Annotated in this window: 15 protein-coding genes and 6 pseudogenes; 6 read left to right on the top strand and 15 right to left on the bottom strand. The window is 54.8% G+C overall.

Annotation, left to right across the window (positions count from 1 at the left end; genetic code table 11):
* Positions 1-311 precede the first annotated feature (311 nt).
* Together MLPF_RS17710 and MLPF_RS10580 are read right to left on the bottom strand one after the other, a co-directional pair.
* Positions 312-692: pseudogene (locus MLPF_RS17710) on the bottom strand (hypothetical protein); the annotation flags it as partial.
* A gap of 486 nt (positions 693-1178) precedes the next feature.
* The gene (locus MLPF_RS10580; protein ID WP_045843420.1) at positions 1179-1625 is read right to left on the bottom strand and encodes an HSP20 family small heat-shock protein; all 447 of its coding nucleotides are present in this window, start codon (positions 1623-1625) and stop codon (positions 1179-1181) included.
* Between the two features lie 164 nt (positions 1626-1789).
* Between MLPF_RS10580 and MLPF_RS10575 the strand changes: the two are divergent.
* Positions 1790-2163, top strand: a pseudogene (locus tag MLPF_RS10575) (MerR family transcriptional regulator).
* A 52-nt stretch (positions 2164-2215) separates the two neighbouring features.
* Here the strand turns inward: MLPF_RS10575 and MLPF_RS10570 are convergent.
* The 11 genes and pseudogenes from MLPF_RS10570 to MLPF_RS10525 form a co-directional block, all read right to left on the bottom strand.
* Positions 2216-2368: an Orn/Lys/Arg family decarboxylase gene (locus MLPF_RS10570; protein ID WP_082082400.1), complete on the bottom strand. Its 153-nt coding sequence runs from the start codon at positions 2366-2368 to the stop codon at positions 2216-2218.
* A gap of 868 nt (positions 2369-3236) precedes the next feature.
* Positions 3237-4445, bottom strand: coding sequence for a MalY/PatB family protein (locus tag MLPF_RS10565; RefSeq protein ID WP_045843400.1), 1209 nt, complete (start codon positions 4443-4445; stop codon positions 3237-3239).
* A gap of 1325 nt (positions 4446-5770) precedes the next feature.
* Complete coding sequence (locus tag MLPF_RS10560) at positions 5771-6007, bottom strand: hypothetical protein (protein WP_156147178.1); 237 nt, start codon at positions 6005-6007, stop codon at positions 5771-5773.
* 3326 nt (positions 6008-9333) lie between these two features.
* Positions 9334-9516 (bottom strand): hypothetical protein, encoded by a 183-nt coding sequence (locus tag MLPF_RS10555; protein WP_045843398.1) that lies wholly within the window; start codon positions 9514-9516, stop codon positions 9334-9336.
* A gap of 482 nt (positions 9517-9998) precedes the next feature.
* Positions 9999-10274, bottom strand: coding sequence for a glycosyltransferase (locus MLPF_RS17705; RefSeq protein ID WP_237756005.1), 276 nt, complete (start codon positions 10272-10274; stop codon positions 9999-10001).
* 1196 nt (positions 10275-11470) lie between these two features.
* Positions 11471-11635: a hypothetical protein gene (locus tag MLPF_RS10545; protein ID WP_237817193.1), complete on the bottom strand. Its 165-nt coding sequence runs from the start codon at positions 11633-11635 to the stop codon at positions 11471-11473.
* Positions 11636-11663: 28 nt separating this feature from the next.
* A pseudogene (locus MLPF_RS17700) lies at positions 11664-11759 on the bottom strand (FAD-dependent monooxygenase); the annotation flags it as partial.
* A gap of 896 nt (positions 11760-12655) precedes the next feature.
* Positions 12656-12802, bottom strand: coding sequence for a hypothetical protein (locus tag MLPF_RS16405; RefSeq protein ID WP_337588832.1), 147 nt, complete (start codon positions 12800-12802; stop codon positions 12656-12658).
* Between the two features lie 302 nt (positions 12803-13104).
* Positions 13105-13236 (bottom strand): hypothetical protein, encoded by a 132-nt coding sequence (locus MLPF_RS16400; RefSeq protein WP_337588831.1) that lies wholly within the window; start codon positions 13234-13236, stop codon positions 13105-13107.
* 1714 nt (positions 13237-14950) lie between these two features.
* Positions 14951-15277, bottom strand: coding sequence for a hypothetical protein (locus MLPF_RS10530; protein WP_236685085.1), 327 nt, complete (start codon positions 15275-15277; stop codon positions 14951-14953).
* A gap of 27 nt (positions 15278-15304) precedes the next feature.
* A complete protein-coding gene (locus MLPF_RS10525) occupies positions 15305-15748 on the bottom strand; it encodes a hypothetical protein (protein WP_236685084.1) in 444 nt (147 codons plus the stop codon).
* Between the two features lie 455 nt (positions 15749-16203).
* On the opposite strand from MLPF_RS10525, the gene MLPF_RS10520 reads away from it, so the two are divergent.
* The 4 genes from MLPF_RS10520 (at position 16204) to MLPF_RS10505 (ending at position 17937) form a co-directional block, all read left to right on the top strand.
* Positions 16204-16497, top strand: coding sequence for a hypothetical protein (locus MLPF_RS10520; RefSeq protein WP_082082398.1), 294 nt, complete (start codon positions 16204-16206; stop codon positions 16495-16497).
* Between the two features lie 110 nt (positions 16498-16607).
* Positions 16608-16760: a hypothetical protein gene (locus tag MLPF_RS10515; protein WP_156147177.1), complete on the top strand. Its 153-nt coding sequence runs from the start codon at positions 16608-16610 to the stop codon at positions 16758-16760.
* 95 nt (positions 16761-16855) lie between these two features.
* Positions 16856-17302: an NYN domain-containing protein gene (locus tag MLPF_RS10510; RefSeq protein ID WP_193386757.1), complete on the top strand. Its 447-nt coding sequence runs from the start codon at positions 16856-16858 to the stop codon at positions 17300-17302.
* A gap of 416 nt (positions 17303-17718) precedes the next feature.
* Entirely contained in the window at positions 17719-17937 is a 219-nt protein-coding gene (locus MLPF_RS10505) for a hypothetical protein (protein ID WP_237817191.1), read from the top strand.
* 408 nt (positions 17938-18345) lie between these two features.
* Here MLPF_RS10505 and MLPF_RS10500 read toward each other — a convergent pair.
* Positions 18346-18760 (bottom strand): annotated as a pseudogene (locus tag MLPF_RS10500) (YidH family protein).
* Positions 18761-19472: 712 nt separating this feature from the next.
* Positions 19473-20660 (bottom strand): annotated as a pseudogene (locus MLPF_RS10495) (cytochrome P450 family protein).
* 320 nt (positions 20661-20980) lie between these two features.
* Between MLPF_RS10495 and MLPF_RS10490 the strand changes: the two are divergent.
* Positions 20981-21796 (top strand): annotated as a pseudogene (locus tag MLPF_RS10490) (hypothetical protein).
* Positions 21797-22037: the final 241 nt, after the last annotated feature.

The raw sequence follows: 22037 nt of genomic DNA, 5'->3' as shown, positions 1-22037 counted from the left end.
GGCGTGCAGCTGGGTAGACTGTTGGTCGAGGCGCCGATGCGGGTCACTTAGATCAGCATGGCCGTGCCACTTTAGCACTCCCATCTTCAACGATCTGGTCTGCAAGGTTGCCCACCGGGTGTCTGGTGCATTCCGCTCGATCTACTACAAGGGTGCTGTGGTGCGCGCTCGTCATGCTTCTTGGGGTATGGTCGCGTTGTCTCCACGAGGGACGCGAAGATGCGTTGTCAAGCAATAGTTGGTCGACCCCTGATTGGGCACTGAACCCTGTTTCGGCACCCCGGATAGCTGCACAGATCTATTTGGCTAGCAGCGGCTGCTTGACGTTGGCTTCCTAGGGCAGCTTCTTGAGCAGGTTGAACGCGATGTCCGTCGGTTATGTAAATATCATCATCAACATGCCCTCGGTCTGCTCGATTTTCGGTGCTCTTGGCTGACCTCGCCGTGACGATGTCCCCATGCACTTATTCCGGCAGGACCGAAGCATCGATATAGAAATCATGCATTCCGACCGTTGCTCTTTGCTCGTTGAAGAGCTTACCAGCAATCACGGTGAGATGGTGCACATTTTCGCGGATGTCGATGATCCGGTCGCGGCTGTTGAACAGCTATGTGTGTTTTAGGGTTTCGTCAATGGGTCAATGGTGGGCTGCTACTTGACCGCGGCCGTTGAGGTGCTTGTGGGTCAGCATTAGGGCGGTAGTTAGTTAGGTACGACATTGCCGGGCTCGTACCTGTGTATCGGTTGCACCTGTTCATGCATTACTACTCTTGGTCGGCGCGGTAAAAGCAGAACTCATCCGGTTAGCCGCCAGCCAAGGCCTGTTCGGCCTTGGTCGACTGGCCGTTGAGCTTCCAAAATCGTCACCGTCGAACTTGCCTCCTCGGGTCCGCGTCGCTGTGGACGACTGAATATCCCATCAGTACACCGCCAGAGCAGGCTTACAACTATAACCTTCCGGATACTCGATCGATATTCAGCATCGGGACAAACAGTAACTGGCTACGCAGCGCTAAAAACGGCTCCCGACGTATCTAGTTGGGGGCACCTGCAGCAACAATTTATGACTCTGCCGTCAACTGGTATCGCATTGCTCATGCGTCTAAACGCCTAATTGCGTCATAGTAACTTGAGCCCGCCACGGCGGGCTAATGCTTGTTGCACAAGACACAGTCGATTAAGCGTCTATGACTTCGTGTTCAGCGTTGGTGATAGACTGTCGTCCGTTGTTGCTACGATCAATGGAGATCTTGCGCGGTTTAGCCTTTTCGGCTACTGGTATCGACAACCTCAGGACACCTTCTTGGTAGGAAGCTGCGATCCGTTCGGTGTCAAGGTTCTCGCCAAGCACCAGCTGGCGATTGAACACACCGCGTGGTCGCTCGGCAGCAAGCATTTCCCGATCGGGGTCGACGCCCGGGCGCTCGGCTCGCACGGTGACTACGTTGCGTTCGATGTCAATGTCCAGCGAATCGGTGTTGATGCCAGGAAGGTCGAACTCTACGACAAACTCTTCACCCTCACGCCAAGCGTCCATGAGCATTGCTGCCGGGCGGGCAGACGTGCCTAGCACTTGTTCGGCGAAACGGTCCAGTTCACGGAACGGGTCAGTACGCATCAGCATGGTGGTCACCTCGTATTCCAGTCTGTTGTGACAGGCTATCTATTACCTTTACCCTACTGTTCCTGATGGCATAGACTTTGATGTAGCACTGGATTCAATATATTGATGCAAGGTGTGATAGGCAAGTTTTCTTTCTGAACAGCCGAGGAGATTTCTCATGATCGATCGTAGTGCCGGCATGGGTATGCTGGTATTACGATCGCGGCGTATACGGCATCTCGGTAGCGGCCGACTTTCCAGCATTCCCGGTTCAGTCACTGCGGCTCCACGAACGCTACGGGCTACTCAGGCCGGCTCAAAGTGACGGCGAATCCGGCGCTATCGTGCCGACGATTTGGTCCGGTTGCAGCGCATAAGTGCGCTGGTAGACGCTAGTATCAACCTGGCTGATGTTGCTCATCCTCTTATACTATACTCTTACCTGGAAGACAACTCTAAAGTAGTACTAGCGCAAGCTAATACTACTTTGCGATCTACCAACAGTAGTTTGCCTAATGCTGCGGGATCCAAGCCCACGTGTGACCGGCTGTCGTTGTGAACTTTCGTACACGGCACCTTGCGGTTTCGGTTGGGAAACTACACGCAATTGTTTATTGTTGCGCAGTGGGATCGGCGGGGGTCGGCAGGGCCATGCTCGCCTCTGTGCCCGACCGCAGGTAGTCGATCACCGCGTTGTTGAGCCGTTCGCCTGGTAGGACCACGGGTATTCCTGGTGGATAAGGGGTGGTCTGTTCTGCCACGATGCGGTCGTCGGCTTTTAATGCGGGGCACTATTTCGGTCGGTTTGAAGAACGCGTCACGACACGAGGGAGAAGGATGACATCAAGTTGCAATTCCGTTAGCAGGGGCAACTGTATCCGGTTGCGGGCGCTGGAAGTCCTTTGCCGCTGTGCACTATGGGGTCAGCGCTGCTACGAGTCGATCGGTGGTGTGCTTGTTGTCAGCCGAACGGTAATTGTCGCCAGAATGCGGCGGTGACTGCTTAGACTGAGGTCGAGTTGGCGTTTTTCACTCCGCTAATCCACGGCTTGGCAACTTGATGTTCCGGTCGCGGATACATCCATCAAGACGTGTAGCAGGGATGTTCGAGCTACGCATATCATTACGTAGGCATTCCAATATAGTCCGGGAATTCGCCTAGCTCCGGGTAGCCAAGTAGACCCGGGAGAGCAGCAGCATCGCCGCAGTGATATAGTTATTGTGATTTCTGCCAGGCCAGGTGCTTTGGCGTTCGGTACACCACTTCGAACTTTGCCGCCGGGTACTTCGTCGGGCACGTTCAGCTAACGTTGGTAAATTCGGTGCGGAATAGATTTGCCACGGTGCCATCTGAGATGCATCAGGGACAGATGGCATCGTCCAGAACCGCCTACGGCGAGCTCACTGGCCCAGTGTACTTCTCACGGGCTGATGTACTTACAGTGGGGAAATGGGCTGCAGGTCACGTTCTTTGCGACGATCAAACCGGTTCGGTTCAGACCCGGGTCGGGATGCTAACGAATTTTGTTCAGCTTCAGAGGGTCTAAGCCGTTCGTGCTGTGGTTTTACCACGCATGCTGGCTGAGGCTGCATAACTACCGACGCCGTGGTTCGCGGCGGGTGACTAGACGATTATCGGAAATTGGCGAGCGCTCGACCCATTCGCGACAGCGCCTCTACGAGAATTACTTGGGAGGTCGCAAAGTTCACGCGCACGTGTCCGACTCCGCCTGTTCCGAAGGCGTGGCCGGAAGTGAGGGCGACACGCGAGTGGTCGAGGAACCAGCGGGCCGGTCCGGATAGGTCGGAGATTGCCGCAAGCCCTTCGGTGATCTGCTCGTCGAAACCGAGATGTCGGCAATCCAGCCAGGTCAGATACGTGCCCTGCGGTTGTTGATATCTCACTCCGGGTAAATGCTCGGTGACCAGATCGTTGAGCAATGCGCGGTTCGCGTCCAGACCTTGCAACAACGCGTCGAGCCAGCTGCTGCCGGTGCGGAATGCTGCGGTATGCGCGATGATGCCCAGATGGCTGGGGGCGTGGCTGACCTCTTTGGGTATCTGGCGAAGGTCGGCAGCCGCCTCACGACCGGCGATGGCAATGGCCGCTTTCAAGCCGCACAGGTTCCACGCCTTGGTGGCTGACATCAGGGCCAACGCGTTTTCTGCTCCGGGGATACTCAGATACGGGGTGAATCGCGCACCGGACAAGACGAGCGGAGCATGAATCTCGTCCGATATCACCCGAACACCGAACTGACGGGCGAGTTCGGCAACTCCGCGCAATTCGGCGACGGTGTGCACCGACCCGGTCGGGTTGTGCGGATTACATAACAGGTATGCGACTTTCCCGTTGGGTCCGCTCGAACGTCGGGCACGCGAAAACGCGTCCTGCAACGCGGCTAAGTCAAGCCGGCCGTCGCGGCTGAGCGGTGCTTCGAGCACCCGACGGCCATCATGTGTCACGAAGGCGTAGAACGGGGGGTATACTGGTGGGCTGACGATGACGCCGTCACCCCGATCGGTGACCAGACGTAGCATCTCAACGACACCAAGCATGACGTCGGGAACGATTGCCGTGCGGCTGACGTCTAGGTCGTGCCATTGCCAACGCTGCGAAGCGAATTCACTTACCGCCTCAGCAAACGTGGTTCCGTAAGCATAACCGGTATCACCGTTGTCGACGGCACGATGGACGGCTTCGGCCACCGTAGGCGCTAGCCGCACATCCATTTCCGCGACCCACAACGGCAACACGTCTTTGGGATGTGCGCGCCACTTCATACTGGTGCGGCGTCGCAGTTGCTCTATCGTTAGTTGTTCGAGCGGATTAGAAGTCACTCAGGCAGATTAGACGAATCGGCAACTATTGTTGCCCGGACGGTGCCAGACTCTCCATCTGCGACCCGCTGACTTCTAGTTGTAGTGATGATTTGGACGACGACGTCGACACGACTATACTACCAAAGTATTTGGTTAACAGATGTTGTTTGGGGGGTTCCCCGTCTTGTTGGTTGGCTCGGCCGTGCAAAGCGCACGGCCGAGCCAACCAACAAGACGGCGGGTACAGCGGTCGCTGATCCAGGTTGCACGTTCGTGACAGAGCCAGCGTGGTTGATCTTTCTTTCGGATCCTACGTAGCTTACGTGAAACAAAGATTTAAGGTTATCTAGGAGTTGCTGTGTTCACGTTGTGCTTCGACATGCGAGCGTATAAGTTTCTGTCGTACTGACAGGTTGGTTTCGACTTGTTTTGTCGGCGGCTTCCGGATTACACTTCATCCTTTGCTTGGCTCTTAAGGCGTGCTGGGCCAAGTATGCTCGGCACGAGCCTCTGAAAGTTCAGAAGGTTTTTGGACCACCACTGGTGTCGGAGCTGGGGCGGGGAAATATCGTGGGAAGCAGCCTGATCATGACCTCGGCAAAGCGCGACCTCTCGGCCGAGCCTAGCCGGTTTATTGTGCTCACCGGTCCGCCAGGAGCGGGAAAACCACTTTCGCAACCGCTTTCGTTCAGCACTGCATGCCTGCCGTACAGTTTACACCTCACTTGCACCTTACACGCGGACGCCTTTTAGCGTTTCATCTATTGTGATGGCCGTATCGCCATATGTACCGCAAGACACACCGGCAGAACATCGTGGTGCTCACTGCGCTGGTACGTGCCGCTGCCATCTACATCACCGGTGGCTAACAGGTGATCTTGGACGGCATCGTAGGGCTGTAGTTCACAATGTGGTTGGCGACGCGCAGTGGCGCGACGTTGTCATGTAGGTCCCATTACCAGAGTGGGGTTTACGGAGTTGTGGAAAGCTGTTCAAGCTAACCTATTTCACCATATATGGTGGCAAGATTTGTTATTGTGGGTAAGGTACTGTGCCAATGCGACGATCCTGGTATCGTCCAGTGTGCGATGCGACATGACGGTAGTCATTCCCAGAGCAGTGGCCAAAGCCTTAAAGATTGGCTGTTGCCACTGTGGCGTGCGCTGTTGCGGGGTCGAGAAGTACGGTTTAGAACATTGTGAGGTTGGTCAGCGGAAGGTAAAAGTTGGCATTCGTTACAATGACATCAATGGGTAGCGCCCGTGGCTCTTCGGTCACAAACCTGCCCAGTGCTATAATGCCGACATTGCTGCCACGGTCGTAGGTGAACATTCGGTATTCGCTCAGCTTTCATACCTGAGTGATTGCTCGGAAAAATAGCAGAACACCAGCGTAGAGCGAATAGATATGGAGTCCAGTAGTTTTCCTGACAGTCCGTGGCCCGGCAAGTCAGGCAGGAAGATAACGAACTCTGAGTGCTGTTCGTATGTTAAGCTGAAATAGCCGATACCCGAAGTCGGGAAATCGTGCATCAACGCCAGTGCCGGTGTTCCAAGTGTGCCGCTGTGACGGGCGAACACCGTGACTTCATTGTCTATAGTTGGTGGCTGTTTGACAATCGCCAGCGAAATACAATGCCTCTACTTTACTAGTTCGGTAAAGATGTTCAGGGCACCATCATCTCATAGGTGGACGCGGCCGGACAACCGTGTGAATATGCCTTCCTCGATTCGGATCATACGGGTCCTCCGGCAATGGGGATGGTTAACGACATTTTTTTGCTAACTCTAAAGGAATTTGACGATTGCTAGCAGTAGGGGCAGGTGATTCGTGCGTGGTTGCGTTGTCGGAAGCTGATCTGTACCGAAATATGTTCCACTAAGGTGGTTTTCGGTTTTTCAGATCAATGACTTGGCGACTTGGCTTTGTTATTTGAAGCTATCGATTATGTAGAGGAGGGCATCGACTTCAACGAGTGACGAACTATTCATAAGTTGGACATTCAGTTGTGGAGCAACGGCATACTGGTTTTTCCCAGATTTACGATCTGTTCCCCCTTCTTCATCTTGTCACTCGGCTACGCTAGCAGTGAGCTCTTAATGAAATGGGCGTATGTGGCTTATACGCCATCGTCGATGTTCATAGATTATGCGGTTGCGATTAATATTATCCACGGGCAGCTTGGCTGCCTGGACAGGGTCGGATGCCGGCAAGATGCCGGGAACGTTTGCGTCGATGGTGTACCTCGTCGATGACACGGTGCTGTCAGTCACTCAATACACCTATACTCCATAGGCGACATAGCTCTCGTTGGTTGTCTGGTTACCGGTATAAAACTCGCCCTGGTCTTCATAGTTTCCCGCCGATCGCGAAAAGTTGGCTGTTGTTGAGTTTCATATTTATTGGCAGTATCGCGTCGTGATGCGTCTAGTTGTGGAGCGCCACACTCGTTGAGTACCAATAAATTGGTGCCTCGCAGCGGTGGGTGGATTACCTGCGGTTTTCCTGCCGAGATGTTGAATGGAACGCCTAGGGGGTTGCTCGAGCTCGGTTGTGCGTACTCACGTGGATTAATTGCTCTCATTTTTGTAACCGTAGCATCATGGTTTTCAGAAATTGCGTTAACGTGTCCGACGTGAAATTGATTAGCAGTGAAAGTTATTTTTGCGGTGGTATGGAAAAGTCACCAGAATCATAGGCATCGACTATTTTCTAGCCTGTTGAGGCTGACCGGCTACCGTGGTCGCGTTGATAGTCTGCACGTCGAAAGGCCAGGTGATATTTTTTGTTGCGGTGAGGGCAAGGAAATGTTGGCTGACTGATCGGCTGCACGGTCAACGGGGTAGATGCATCCGGCACGGTCACTCCTGCGGGCGCTCGATTTCCTTCGGGGCACCTCCCCGCAACGGACGCTTGTCGGACTTCGTCGGCATCGTGCGACGTGCCCGCGGCAACAGTGAGCGCTAATACCCTGATAACCAAGGCAGTCCCGGAAGGTTATGTGCCCTTGGTCGTGCCATTGCCGTTCTTGTACCATAGTGCACACTCCAGTGCGTAGTCACGATGTTGTGTGCTTCTCAAGCGACGGCTTGAGCAATGTTGCAAGGGTCTTCCCACAGTTTTCCTAACCACGATTAGATAACAAAGCGAAATCGCTAATGAAAAAACCTATAACGGATTTCCTTTTTCGCTGTGGGAGTACATTCTTTTGCATCCCTAACAGCGGCGATGCTTTCAGCTATTAACCCTGCATCGTAACCGATTTCAAATGCTTGATCGGCAATCTTAATACCAGAACCAGAACACACCGATCCTTCGATGCTACGGACGATGAGACGGCGACCGCTCAGGTTTTCCGGATGCCCACGAGCTATGTTCCTGGGGGTCCCTGGCATTTCGGACCGGTAGGATGACCCGTTGCATTTACCGGGCTTCCCGTTCGAATTCTTCTATTACAAGTAAATTGAGACGGACAACGTCGATCGGGCATTGGTGGCCGTTATGCCGGGTTGGGCTGGTGGCTAAGGCTATGACAGCCTTCTTTTTGGCGTGTGAGGATAACCTGATGTCGCAAGAGGCTATTCGGGACCGTACCCAACGGCGCGAGTTGGATTCGAACCCCACTCAGACCATGCACCGGAAAATGGTGCCGCCTCGTAACCGATCGCCGCCAGTACGTTGACTGTTACAGCTGCGCTGACCCTGGAGTCGCAGTACGCACCGACGCGTGTAATGCGATCGATACCGCTGTCAAACAGCAATGGGGTGAGCATAGCATCGCTAAAGTAATGTGCTGTCGGCCGCTAAGACTGTGTCGCTGGGAACGTTCTTTGCGCCGAGGATGTGACCGGCGACTAAGTCGGCCGGATTCATATCCCTGTGGAAGCGTTCCGGTATGCGCGCATCAAGCAACGTCACGCCGAGGGCGTGACGTTGCTTGATGCGCTATCAACACCGGTCGGCCTCCGGCATGCAAATTCATATGCAGCACAGTGACGTTCCCAAGCTGTGAGATTGAGCTGGCCGGTTTGACGCTCCCTCCGCCTGACTGTCACACATCCAGCATGCGTACCTTGGTCAGCCCGGCCACTGTCAACACCTACCACGCTCGGGTCGAACCGGCTTGTTTACAATTATTTATTATACTATGTATTCTACATTACAATTAGTACGTCTTGTCGGATACCCTAGCGTCGGGCGGCGGACTCCAGGCTGCGTTCGGACGACAACGGGTGACGGCCACGGCCGGGCGGTCGCGTGGTTGTATCGATTCATTTTTGTAGTTTCTGAGGCTAACAGCGATCGCTGTCGAGTTACAAGAAAGTCTCTGTGATATTAAAGAATACTGCGAACAACTGATATAGCTACTCGTCCCATTGAGATTGAGTGAGTCGCTGGCGACGGTCCGTCTTGTACGTATTCTACGGCGAGTTAGCTTGATATCATGACGATTAGGTACGACGTCACCGGCTTCCAGCGTGCTGGTTGATGAGTTTCAGTCGCGTTACCATCGTGTGAGTCTCAGGCGAAGGATTGTCTTCTAGAGGCATGGCTTGAATCGAGCACCAGGTCGGTGGGCGATGTTGTGTGTTCGGATCGCAGAGGCCAACCGCTCCTGCTACTTGTCGCTTGATCCTCTAGTAGCCGGTTGCCAGGACGAACGGCTTATCACCCGGGTGCTGAACGCTGTTGGGTTAGGCTGTGGCGCGGCATTCTGGGGCCTCTGACCTTCCTGATACTTCTTTTTTCTGAGAGCCGCCCTCCGAAAAACCCCACTCGGGTGTGTTTAAGCCTTGTTTCTAGGCTTCGGATTATCAGCCATCGTTCTTGGTTCTGTCTTTCCTTCCGGCAGCATCGGAAGCCGGCTACTCCACAAATTCAAGGTATCAAACTTCTGGCCACTTGATCAGAAGGTTGACGCCTGCCTCCTTGTACTCGTGTACTCGCTATCGTTGTTTTCTCCTTCTCGTTGAATGACGTTATCCTCATCGATGAGGTACTCGTCGGTGAGGTAGAGGTCACCGTATTCCTCGTATTGGTTAGCGAACGGGCGATCGGACCACAGTCCGGCCTCTACTACACTTGTCATTGGTCAGTTGCAGTTGGATGATGCCGTACAGTCGCCAACCAAAGAACCAGTTCCACGCACGCAGTTCGGGAGATCGGTCTGCTTACAAAGAGATAACTCGGCTGGTCACTCGTTTGAGCCAACACGAATCTTAGTGCCCCGACCGGAAGTTCTGCATGAACGCATTCACCGCATACGATACAGTGATGTATCCCAACAAAACAGGACATCACTGCCACCACAGCGGGTCGCTCTTTCCTCGGACTACGTTGACAACTTGCCGCGGTCAAGCGATTTCCTGCCCTGGGCTCTCTGTCGACCTCATCCTCAGAATGCCGGACGGCAGTATAACCATGTGAACGCCTCCGGGTCGACGCCATGGTCGCAGCATTTTCGTGAAAATATTGATGCCGTGTTGCCTTGGGCCGAACGTTACGTGGTGTGCTGCAACCATTGCGCGTACTGGCTCTCCACGTTACTAGCATGCCCGCTGTCGCACGCTGCTAGGTGAGTAGCTCAGCGTGGCGGCGTGCGTAGCTGCGGTGGTCGGGTTCAGGTCGGCTGACGATGGCGCGGACAACTTGTGTGATCGCAGCCGGGCGGTTGTCGGCCAAGGCGCCGCTGTTTGGGGTGATGAGTTCGGCGAGGGCCGAGGTGCGCGACACCACGACCGGTGTCCCACAGGTTAGCGATTTCAATGTGGCTAGTCCGAATATTCCGAATATTTCGTGCGGTCCTAGGGCCAATGTGACATCAGCCGAGGCCAACAGCCTGGTCACGGTGTGTTGGTTGGAGATGAAGCCAATGAAGTCGATCAGCGGCCAAGCGGTCTGACAATTTTAGCTTGGTTCGAATTGGGTCCTTAACCGTGACGACTAGTCGGGTGTCGACGCTGTTGGTCGGTGCGCTTTTCTAGCGACAGTCGGCTGCTGTGTAGTAGCAGCATATGGGTCGGCATGGTCCAGTGCTGCCGCACCAGGGCTGAATGCTGGCTTGGATGGACGGTTTGCCGGTCCACGCTCAGTGGGACGGTGGCGACGTTCGTTGCGCCGATGTGGTCGATGCCGCGCTGGTAACAGCCGGTTGGTGGCGGTGCTTCTGTTGGCGAAGTCAGCAAACGTCTACGCGGTTCGATGCGGAATAATTTGTTGGTAAGGTGATCCGAGAGCTCATGAGAGATTATTGCCTTCTTAGTGTCACGTTCGCAGCACCACCGTCCGAGTGACCGGAGTATGAGTTGGTCAGAAACTTCCAGGTCATCGGTTCGCAGTGCTTCCAGCAACGTCTTCATCGGTCCGGTTGGCACCGCTCGGTAGCCGCCTAGAATAAAATAATTAACTTGACGAGAAAGGTAATTCGAAAGATTCTCGTGCCTAAACCAGCAACATCCAGCGTGGGACTCTGGAAAGATCAGAAATACTTCGTAGCCGGCGGTACACTACACTGCACTCAGCCAGTCTACCGTTGTGCGTGTGCCTCCGAGCGCGGGCTATAGAAATTGGCGACTTGAACGACGCACATACCGCGAGAACAACCGGTGCTTGTGTGCAATCGCACGATGTAGAACCGGCGCGTACCTAAACAGTTCATGAATTAAGATGATAAGTCGATGCCAGTTCATCGGCTGCTGAACCGTGCTTCCTAGTCGCATGATTCCTGTTCGAACCAACGCTCTAAGGACGAACGCAGAACTGATTTCTCTGCATACACGATTATTATACTATGATTCTAATCCTCAGCTCGGATGAGCATTACCGTGGTGAGTGGATTAGCGATTACGGTGTTGACGGTGTTCACACGATCGGTCCATCCTCACGCCACGTCCGTGCTCTCACCAGCGGTAAGGTTGAGCAACATCGGGCGTGCGTCGTGTATATAGTTGAATAGCTCGCCGATCCATCGGCCGTATTGCAGGGTGAGGTCAGGAACTGGCTGACCCGAGGCCGTGTGGTCGTAACCCGCGTCGTAGGCGACATTAGAACAGGCTAGCAGTGCTGTCGGGAATGATGAAGAGCTCGCCCAATAGCGTGAGTAACGCGGCAATTTCGGGTCTTGGCGCCATGAGTGCGGTCTGGACCAGCGAGTGCATCATCACGCGTTGCCCCACAGTGTGATGTTTGGATTGATCGGTTTCGAACAATCCAAACATATCCCCTCTTGATCTGGGTCACCAGCTTCCAGCCGAGGTTGATGGTATCCGTCAGGTCTAGGTTCGGGCCGGGGCCACCTATCGGACTGCGTACGTGGGCGGTGTCGCCAAGCAGCAGGAATCAACTTTCGCGATAGCTCTCGACGTGGCGAGTGTTCTTCCTGTTCATTTGATTAAGAGCATGTTGAACTAGTATTTCCCTTTCCTCAAGGGGGGATCTCGGTGTCGAGTACGTGGTTCGCGCTGGCGCTCAGTTCGGTCAGGGCCATCGGTTCTTCGTTGACGAAAAGTCCTAATTTCATTGGTCTGAATAGTGTTTAGCCAGGTTCAAACTCGGCGTGGATAATTCTGCAGCGATCGAACCCACTGTGATTGAAGAAAAGCTGACTGAATTATGGAATGGGTATGCTGCCGTCGAGGTGGCGTAGGTGGTAGGGTATGTGTACGTAAAACTAACCTGTTGTCGTTCGGCTTTGTGCTATAGGGGAACTCGACGAAACAGCATTTTACGGGTTAGACTGTGTCCACCGTCGGAGTTGACTAGGTATCCAGCGGTCTTGGATATAGTCGCACTTCCGCCTAGGACACGCTCGGCGCAAAGGGTTCCGACTCGGTTTGCCAGCCGATGAGTTCGTTACCCCAGAGTAGGTTCACCCTGAGATCGCGTACTTGTTTCTCCAACAGCCGGACAAGTCGGAATTACGACATGTGCATTGTTTACATCGGATTATCTTGCAGAAAAAGAATTTCAGTGTCGTTACCGCAAATATTCATCTGTAAACGAGTTGCGGCAGATCGTCGTCTCCGGTGCATGCCTGATATAGGTCAAGCATATCCGTCGTCCGAACGATTTGTCCGATGAGGACGTTGGCATTCGACTCGGCGCTAGGACTAGGCGGTTTATCGAGCACGACTGGCCTGATTCCGGACGATGCGAGCTCCCAGGTTGGCAGCAAACTATTAGGCCTAGCGCCGGAGATTACGACTTGAGCGGGTTCGGGGACATAGTTGTCAGTCATGGTGAGCCTTTATGTGTTGGGGTGCGGGCAGAACCGCGCTGATGGCGGCGAAGACCGGTCGGATCAGCGCGATGATCGTCACCGGCCGATCCAACAGTACGTAAGTATCCATTGCCGCGTTGCTAACGGTGCGTACCACGGCTGCGACCAGTCGAGGGGTACATGTCGCGGTTCAGGTCAGCGCTGGTACGTTGGGCGATCACCTCGATTCACTCGTTGAAAAGCTGCTTCGGCAACGCATTAAGAATCCGTTTGTCGCCTCACAGCTTTCGTACCTCGGCGAGTTCCCGGCTCTTAGAGCTTGGTCCATCGCCGAAATCCTCATCCAAAGGTTCTACACGGCATAGATGTATAGCCGTCCACAGCGGTTCGTCAGCCGGATGCCGCAGCAGCACGACGAGGCTGCGATGCATGTGCTTGGTTTGCCGAGCGGTCAGCGTTTCATGATTTACCGGTGAAGTAGTTATTGAACATGCGCAGCGATACTTCCGCCAGGTTGACGATATCGTCGTGCGTAACGTTGGCCAGCTCGCGTTGTAGTGTCAGATCCAACCACAGTATAGCTGAATGCATGCCCGGTGTCGGCTTTCTTGTGTTCCCGCAGTACGGGCAGCTGACCAGTTATGACAACCAACATACTTCAGAATGTTGCATGGAGGGTAAAATTGCCTATTTGGAAAATTCTGTGTTATTCAGCTTTTGTCCCAACCCCATTTCGGTATTGTCAACAGGTCCTGGCCGCTGATAGGGGTCTCACCCCCCACTACTTGCACAGTCCAATCTCGGCTGCTTGGTCGGTACCGAACGAACCGGCCGTCACTACGGGTACGGTCTCGAGGAGCTCCAGCAGTGAACGGGAGTGGGTGACCACCACAACGTGAGTCCGTGCGGCTGCGGTCCGGGTCAGCGATGCAAGTGGGCGAGTCAAATTTGGGTGCGGTGAGGTTTCCTATTCGGTGAGCACCATTAGCGATGACACTAGAGCGCTAAACAGTGCAGCGCTCCACAGTAGGAACCGTATGTGCCTTCGTACAACTCGGCCGTTCAGAGCATCCCTTGCTGCCGTAACTGAAGGCCGAAACAGCCCGTCGTGGATGACGACCGAGACCGTGGCACGCATCGAAGGCATCCGCGAACGGCGCAGCTCCATTCATCGACCCCTGTCTCGAGGATCGTCGAATCGCGGCGGCCACGTCACTGTCGTCGTCGGCAGGAACCGGGGTGCGTGTACCCACCTGTGGGTGCCGCGCGGGTGCTGTTGCATTCATACGGAAGCCGTCGTAGAATCTTCATACGCGTAGTCGCTCGCGCACGGTTGCCAGGTTGGGAAGTGCGTGCTGGTAAGGGCATATTGCTGCAGGCAAATTGCGGTTAGACGGCAAGGACTGGCACAGCTCGTTGAAAACGCGGCCTACGTTTGTGCTGAACTCGGCATAGTCTCGGGTCCGGCGCACGAACGTGGTGCTGGTCCGCCGGATCAAGCCAGTAAACACCACTGCCCGTTTGATTTTTGGATCGCGAGCTAAGGTCGAGTTATGTTTGGCTGATTGCGGGATGCCTAAAGTCTACCAGATAGCCGAAATTATCTGCGGTGGAAGTTTAGTCGAGTGCTGCTAGTCTAATACGTACCATGCCCTCCGCTTTCCCGGTGTGTCGAGAAGCTCCCACATCTTCGGGCTCGGCCCACAGCACAGGTTACAGTCCGCCCCCATGAGCGAGCAGATCACTTCGCCTCGGTCGCACCCGGCCAGTAGCCGCAGAGCGCGGGACAAAGACGACTTTACTGCGTTGTTGGCGGCCAGTGGCGATCGACAGCTGGCCCAACGGTAGGATTACCTTGCGCAGCGCGGTATCCGCGAATCGCCACCGGCTTGTAACATGTAACCGGATGTACGTCCAGGTACTGTCAACGCGTGTCGGCTGATGCTAGGCGGTGCGCTTATTCGGTATCGGCAGCGTCGAAAAGTTGTACCTCCGCTAGATCCAGTTCGGCCTGCAACTCGCGTAGCACGATATCGTTGATGAGGTTCTGGTGTTGAAGGTCAGTGACGGCCCAGTGGCTGAACCAGATAACTTCGTTTAATCAGATCTTTTGTCGCCGAATAGTTGTCGTTGGCACTGACCACTGCGGCGTGTTCTTCGTATTCTTTCTGTAGGCGGTTCAGTAGTTTCGAGCCGAACCCGCGTTAGCCGGTCACCGCCGGTAACACATCGAGGGCGGTTTGAGCGCCAACACTGTAGGCTGAGGCAATTTTTCAGTATGAGCTACGGCTTCGGGTCTCCGGGCTTAGCGAATGACGGCGGGTAGCGTACTCCTTTGGAGTAGCAAGGTAACCAGAAGGATCACCGTCACGACAAAAATGATCCGGCTGCGGTCTGAGAATAGCGTGCCGCTGAGCGTGGTAAACGGGACGGCCAGTGACGCTGTACCGAGGAATCCTGCCTCGGCGTTAACGATGCGCTGACGCCGGTGATGGCAAGGGCAATAAAAGCGGCGTGGTGCAGCCCACCCATCGACGTTGGATATTCTGTGCAGCGCGCCTGGGATCTGGATTCCAATAAACACCCGCAACGGGCTCTTCATCAGGAACTTCGCAATGTCTCCAGGATGCATAAGCCTGCAGCCGGAAACGAGCCTGGATCACGACCGGTTCCGAATAGACGAACGAGCACTAGCGCTGACACCATGACCACGACCACACTGCTGCAGTGGATCGGTTGGGTTATCAAGTAGCATTGCTAACGACGCAAACACGCTCAAGGTTTTTCCGCGAGCGGGTAGTCGATTCCGATGGCGTGGCAGGGGTGGCAATCTCCTGACCAGTAGCCCGGCGGCGATACTGTCGAGGTAGGAGCCAATAAATCGGATGACCAAATCGACGGGTCCGATAGTGAGCTCGCCAATCGCGACTTGGACAGTCAGGATGAACACGACCAGCACTGCCCTCTCGTTGCGGATACTCTCGTCGCGCAACACGGTAAGGGTATGGTGTGGCAATTGCTTGGCCAGACCGGTTAAGGTGGCGGTAGGGAGAGCACGGTGTCCAGTACTGCCATTGCGTGCGACACCTTGCCGAACACTCATGCTGTCCACGTAATCGCTACCGCGGTGGCAATCACTGGGGCCACATTGAGAAACGCGATGACGTGTAGGTCGCATGGACCTAGCGAAAGCTCATGTTCATGCTTTCCCAGTATGAAGTATAGCTGGCAGGAATAGCAGCACCATCTCCTCGTTGATCCGAACACCACCAAACGGTAGGGATCGACCCTGCAGATCGTCAAGCACAAAAGCAAGATTGGGGGATTTACGCGATAGCGCCGTCCCAAGACCGTTCCCACAATGACGGTGGAGATCAATGCAACGACAATGACAAGCTTAAACACCAGCCTATCTGCAGTACGGGTTAATCGATTTCATACGGCTGGTTGGCGGTGATGGTATCCAGCAATCGCAGCAGCAGATGGCGCGGTGATTTGGCACGCTTCCATATCGTGCAAAGGGCCATGCTCCAAACCTGAATTGGAGGGGTGATTCGCATGAAAGAACTGGGTTTTGGTGATGGTCGTCAAGTGTGTTGCACGGTTGTGTTGGGTTGCGCAAGATCCACCCGGAGCCTGCTGGCAACCAAAACTATCGACGTCCCCATGGACGATATTCTTAACCAGAGCAACATCTCTCGAGACATGAAGTTGATAGTTGGCGATACACTGAAAGTGACGTTGGGCTCGAATCACACTGCTCTTTACCGGTGGATGGCGAATGCCACGATCGGCGATGCTAGTGTTGTTAAACAACCGGTCACGAGTGTGTCCGATCAATTTTTGGCTTGATGGAAGCTCCTGGTACTGGGGTGCGGCCATTCACGGTGCTGAAGCCGGACTCACCACGGTGATCGTCAACAGCTACGCCACCGTCGTGGGCAGCGCTGCAGTACTGATGTGTGTGCACGGCCAAGGTGGCGGTGCATATAGTTGAGGCGGATGCGGTCTGGCTGTGTTCGGATTTCTTCGCAACTGGTTCTGAATTAGGCAAGCTACGTGAACAATTCGCGGTCGAGATTGAGATCCATCGTCATCGCCGATATGTTTACTAGTGTTCGTTCAGCCGCGGGTGGACGACAAGTAAGAGAATAACTTTATCATGTCGCAGCCGTTTATGCGCCAAGCGATAACCCGTACTATCGGACGCGTGCGCTGGATAGTCGATGCGATGAACGTGATCGGGACTCTCCCGGACTGCTGGTGGAAGGACCGCCGTGGCGCAATGGTTCGTCTGGTAGACAAGCTCGAGCGCTGGGCGTCGACCGAGGGCAACGACGTGACAGTGGTGTTTGAGCGGCCGCCGTCGCCCCCTATTCGTTCATCAGTGATTGCGATTGCATATGCACCCAGGGCATTCCCCGACTCGGCCGACGACGAGATCGTTCGGTTGGTGCAGGCCGATCCTGAACCTCAAGAAATTTGTGTCGTGACATCGGACAGCGCGTTGACCGATCGGGTTCAGGAGGTGGGCGCATTGGCCTACTCGGCTGCACGCTTTCGTAAACACATCGACTCGATCGACCAGGACAGGACACTGTCGCGTTCAACAGAGGATACTGTGCCAGAGGAGCTTCAGCACCGTCTTATGCGGTGAACATCAGGATCTGATAGCGCGTGTTCTATCAGATCCCGCAAATCTTGTATCGTCCGCCAGACGATCGCGCTGAAAGCGTGGCTGCTCAAAAACGGCCCGAGTGAGGTGTAGCTAGATCACCAGACACGTCGGGCGGCTGTTTGTTCCCGCTGAGTGGTGAATCCGAAAATCGTTCGGATCCTTGGTGCTCAAATCCATTGTTCCGAATGTGTTTCTCGAGTTTGGTTACTCACTATTAGCGTCACGGTGTGCTGTCCACTGGGGGGCAACACGTGCGACAGTGGTATTCACGAGGACACTGCTGATTTATTTACACGAGTTTCTTTGTTCCTGAGTGTGTTTACTCGGATTTTCCTCCGGGATAGGTCGGGTGGATTTAGGGCGTAAAAAAGCGGTAGGGCTCATTTGATAATTTGTTGTTGTTGGGTTATCAGCTGCTTGATGGCAGTATTTATCAGTTGCTGGCTGAGCATGGTGTTGCGCTGTTCGATGACTATATACGTTGTCGCTTTGTTCACACGGTCGGCGTTGGGACGGCTGGCCGTGTCGGAGTGGGTGGTTGCCACGGTGATGTTGCTGACTTCGTGGATAGTTTAGTGCGTATCGGAAACAGATTAGGCATACTGGGTTGTTAACGTAATACTCACATCGGTGAGCGCCGGTACGAAAGCCAGAGGCTGTCTGACGAACTGCGCAACATCGTTCCCAACTTTGATGTCGACGGGCGTTAGTGCAATAAGGCAAACGTGGTCATGGCCATGAGCGTCAGTAACCAATGTCCCGACGATGTGCACATGGCGGCGCGGAGTGATGTACGCGGGATTAGGCATTGTGCCAATATTTGTTGGCGTTGTTTAGCGATCATTTAGCAGCATGATGTCGCGATGATCGCCAACCCGGCGAGAATTAGTTTGGTGAGTTCGTTAGTGTCGTACAGGTTTTTCCTATCAGCATCGCGCCGTTGCCCAGCAACGAAAAAGAGGTCCGGGAGGTCCGTTCCGGTTGTAGCCCGAGATCTGGCTGACCGACCGACGTTTCCTGGCTCAAGTCATGACCACCTTGGCGATTACCAGCATCAGCGCGATTATCCCGACCAGTTTGAGGGCGTAGCGCAAGGTAGCCGGAGTTGGGGTGACGGGGCAATGACAGGCCGCGGTGCACGGCGTGTTCCGGTTGCCGCCAGCGCAGCAGCCCCATTCCGCTGGTGAGGGTGTCAGGAACTGTGCCCCCACGCCACGCAAACGGCGCGTGCCGGGAACAGGTCAGTTCCGGAACGAGCTGAGCCAAGGCGACTGCAGCAGCCAACAACCCCAGCGAGGTGCGTTGCCAGGACAGAAAAGTCCGTTCGTTAGCCAGGGTGAACCGATAGTCGGGCTCGATCTCTGCTTCGCAGTCGGTATGTTGTTCACCGGTCGGCGTGGTGGTGTTATCGGCCAGGAGGTACTTTGCAGGGCTCATCGGGGACTGGTTGTTTGCCGTCGACAAAGTCTACCCAATGGCATGGCGGCCACGTTGTATTTAGCCGGTCGCGAGCCGGCTTCAGATAAACTCTTGCGTTAGCTATGCGCTGAGCCGGTCAGGGGTTGGCCGTTGGCGGCTTGAATCAGGTAGATGGCGGTGCGTGAGGTCTAGATCCACGCTGCCGAACGGAGTTGTGCAGCCGGTTCGGTACCGACCGTGCTTAACCGCTTCAGCAGCCCCCCCGATAGTGCAGCAGTTGCACGATCTGCCCCGCGATGCCGCCGGACCAGAGAGTGGACCGGAATTGCGGCTGGGTGTTCCAGCATAGGCGGTCGTACGCTGGCCAGGCACAGTTCAGCGGCCAGTATCAGATCGGTGGGCCCTGCGCCCACTATAGATTATCTAGGCATGCATTACTTGCCACTTTTCACGACTCCATTTGCGCAGGTTCTGTTCTTGGCCAGTAGTTCTGCGGTATGACCCAGGGCTTACCGCAAACCCCGGGTCCGCTATGCGTGGAGAGTGAGAAGGGGAGGAAGTTAGCATCAATGCTAAGAATTCGTTTCCTGCGAGCTACTGACGTACCAGCTATTGGACCACGCAGAGCACATCGTCAGGTCCCCGTTCGACAGCACCTATTAGTTGCCAATAAGCATGTTTGCGTGGGAAACTGGAGTAAATGCCAACACTAATGTCATGCTGGGGGAGCTCAGGCGACCCTCGGATTCTTGATGACGTGGATGGATTGTGACAACAGGCGTGCGGGTTCCTCTGTCGCGACGATGTAGGGTAATTCGTCGCACATGACTCTGATCTCGTTCCGGGTTAAGTTTGCTTCTAGACAGAAATGAGCACCTCCGCCACAGAAACCGACATGCGGATTGGGGTTGCATTCGACGTCCAAAGTCCATGGATTAACAAACTTGACTCGTCGTGGTTGGCAGAGTTGTACCAAATGGAATCTTGTCGCCGGCGTGGTGCCTTAAGTTCTATGTCCTTGTTCAGGGTGTGTCGCATGTAGACCACCGGCGAGGTCTACTGCATCGTCTCGTTGACCGTGGTTGGTGCCAGAACATCGAAGTCGGATCGCCATTTTCCCGTTCCTTGGGTATAGCGGGATGGGGCTAGCGTCCTGAAGTTGATCGCATTCGCGTAGTCTCGTTGCCGGCTATCACCAGTGGGACAAAGAACGAGGCGATTTCCGATGACGAGAGTTGTTCGCCATCGACCCCCCAGGGCGGTCGTAAGACCGTCGTGATGATTGATGCGGTGATCTTCGACCAGCGCGCTCGCGTAGGGGCCAATGTCCATCGCAAAGTGAGTGAATTCCTCGAAATCGATCGAAAAGTCGGGGTCGCCGCACTCCAAATCACGTTCTTCCAGTGGAATATCCGCTTATGGTCCGCCTCGGGAATGCCCATCATGTCGTAGCTTACCTGCAGCGGTAGCGGTACAGCGAGCTCACTGATTAGATCGGCTTCTTCGTTGGGGTTATTGGCGAGCATTGATGCGACCAACCGATGGGTCCGTTCGCGCACCGATGCTTCAATGCGGTTCAACATTTTCGGGGTGAACGCTCTGCTAACAATCGACCGCAACCGCTGATGTCGACGGATCATCGAGCACCATCATCGAACCGAAGTATTCGGCTATCTCCGATGTCTGGTCGTCGATCGTGATGTTGGGGCTGAAGCTGAAAATGTTCGGCTGGCGGTTAGCGTACGAGACGTCGTCAAGCTTGGTTAGGGTCCAATACCTCTTGCCTAGCCGCGGATCCTTCCATCTAGAGTGCGGGCCAAAACGAGATCGAGGGTTTTCGGTGCAAGCTTGCGAAAGCACCATCGCGGTAGTCGTCGCGCTCCCAGCAATCGAACGCGCCAAGAAGAATATCGGGCAAAAGAAATCTTAGGTTGGAACCATCCGGTTCCGTTGAGGTGCAATGCCTGTATTGAAAATATCTAGATACTAGCTAAGTCCCGCTTTACGGTTCAAGTAGTGATACCGCGGTTCTAGACCCGCCGACCAAAAGTTGCTGGACCGCCAGGGGGGTTGGGTAAGAAGTGTACTGATTTCGAGGCTATGTGCATCTGTGGCCATGCTTAGGGTGAAGCTTTGGGGAACAGCCCTGCTGAGCAGAAAGTGGCGTGCTGTGCAGACAAGGTGGTCGGAACTCTGCTCAAAGTGGGTGTTCTCTGGGGCACTGGTTTCGTCGGGAAGATGGTGATTGCCGAAGTTGTCAAGCATCCACTGTTCGAGTTGATGGGCGCCAGTGTCAGCAGCGCAGGGAAGGTTGGTTGTGACGTCATTGACATCTGTTTCCTGGCAGCGCCAGTGGGCATCATCGCCACCAAAGATGTCGACGCCCTGATTGCATTGAAAACCAATGCATTAGTGCGTCATGGCCCGTTTACCATGATGCTGATGGGTCTGTACTCGGAGGTGTGTAGGTTCCGGTCTTTTGACCTACTGGACTACGCCAACTACGAAGGCGGCTACGAGACCGAGAGGGGCATCGGTCATGAGCCTGAATTCACCCAGTTCCTGGAAAATTGCAATGTGTTGATTTTTGTCTGGGGTGTCATAGTCTCCAGGATTACCCACATTGCCGGCATCGTGCTTGACGAGATCACCATCGTCTGGGACAAGTGGGTGACTCGCACTGAGTGCACCACCGCGAAGGACGTCATCAAACCCGGGCACGTTGCTGCCGCCCGGTGCATGATGTAATAGCATCTTCCTGGGTGAAATCTACATCCAATGTGGAACACGTCAACCGCATCGGTTACGACCCGATCCCGGCTTGGCCATCAGGCTACGAACGACGTCTACAGGGTGGTGGTCGAAGACACTCCGAGCGTTTTCCAGGAGATTGCATTCCGGTTCGCGGACGGCTCGGGCCGCGAACCGGAATGCTGTGTGTGTGTCGACCGGGATGTGGGCGCTCAACGCGGTCTCGGCGGTTATCGAGTTGCGGCCGGATTGGTTCTCCCGCTCGATCTTCCGCTAATCGCTGGTGTAGACACGATTCGCTGACGCCGAGAATTGCTCCGCCGTTAGTTCGGCGTTGCGTAAACGACTCCGGTAGCTACCGCGACACGTACACCATGTACACGATGCGCCGCGAGACGTCGCCCAGCTTTCGTTCTCGGCGAATGTTCAACGAACTTCAGGCGCAGTACGCTACTGAGGCTAGGATAGACTTTGGCCGATGAGGCTGCCGTTGATGGCTGTGATGGTGAGGATCCACGATGTCTGTGATGGGCATGTGGGTTGG

The sequence above is a fragment of the Mycobacterium lepromatosis genome, from assembly GCF_000975265.2.
GTDB lineage: Bacteria > Actinomycetota > Actinomycetes > Mycobacteriales > Mycobacteriaceae > Mycobacterium > Mycobacterium lepromatosis.
This window is presented reverse-complemented; position numbering and strand designations above follow the sequence as displayed.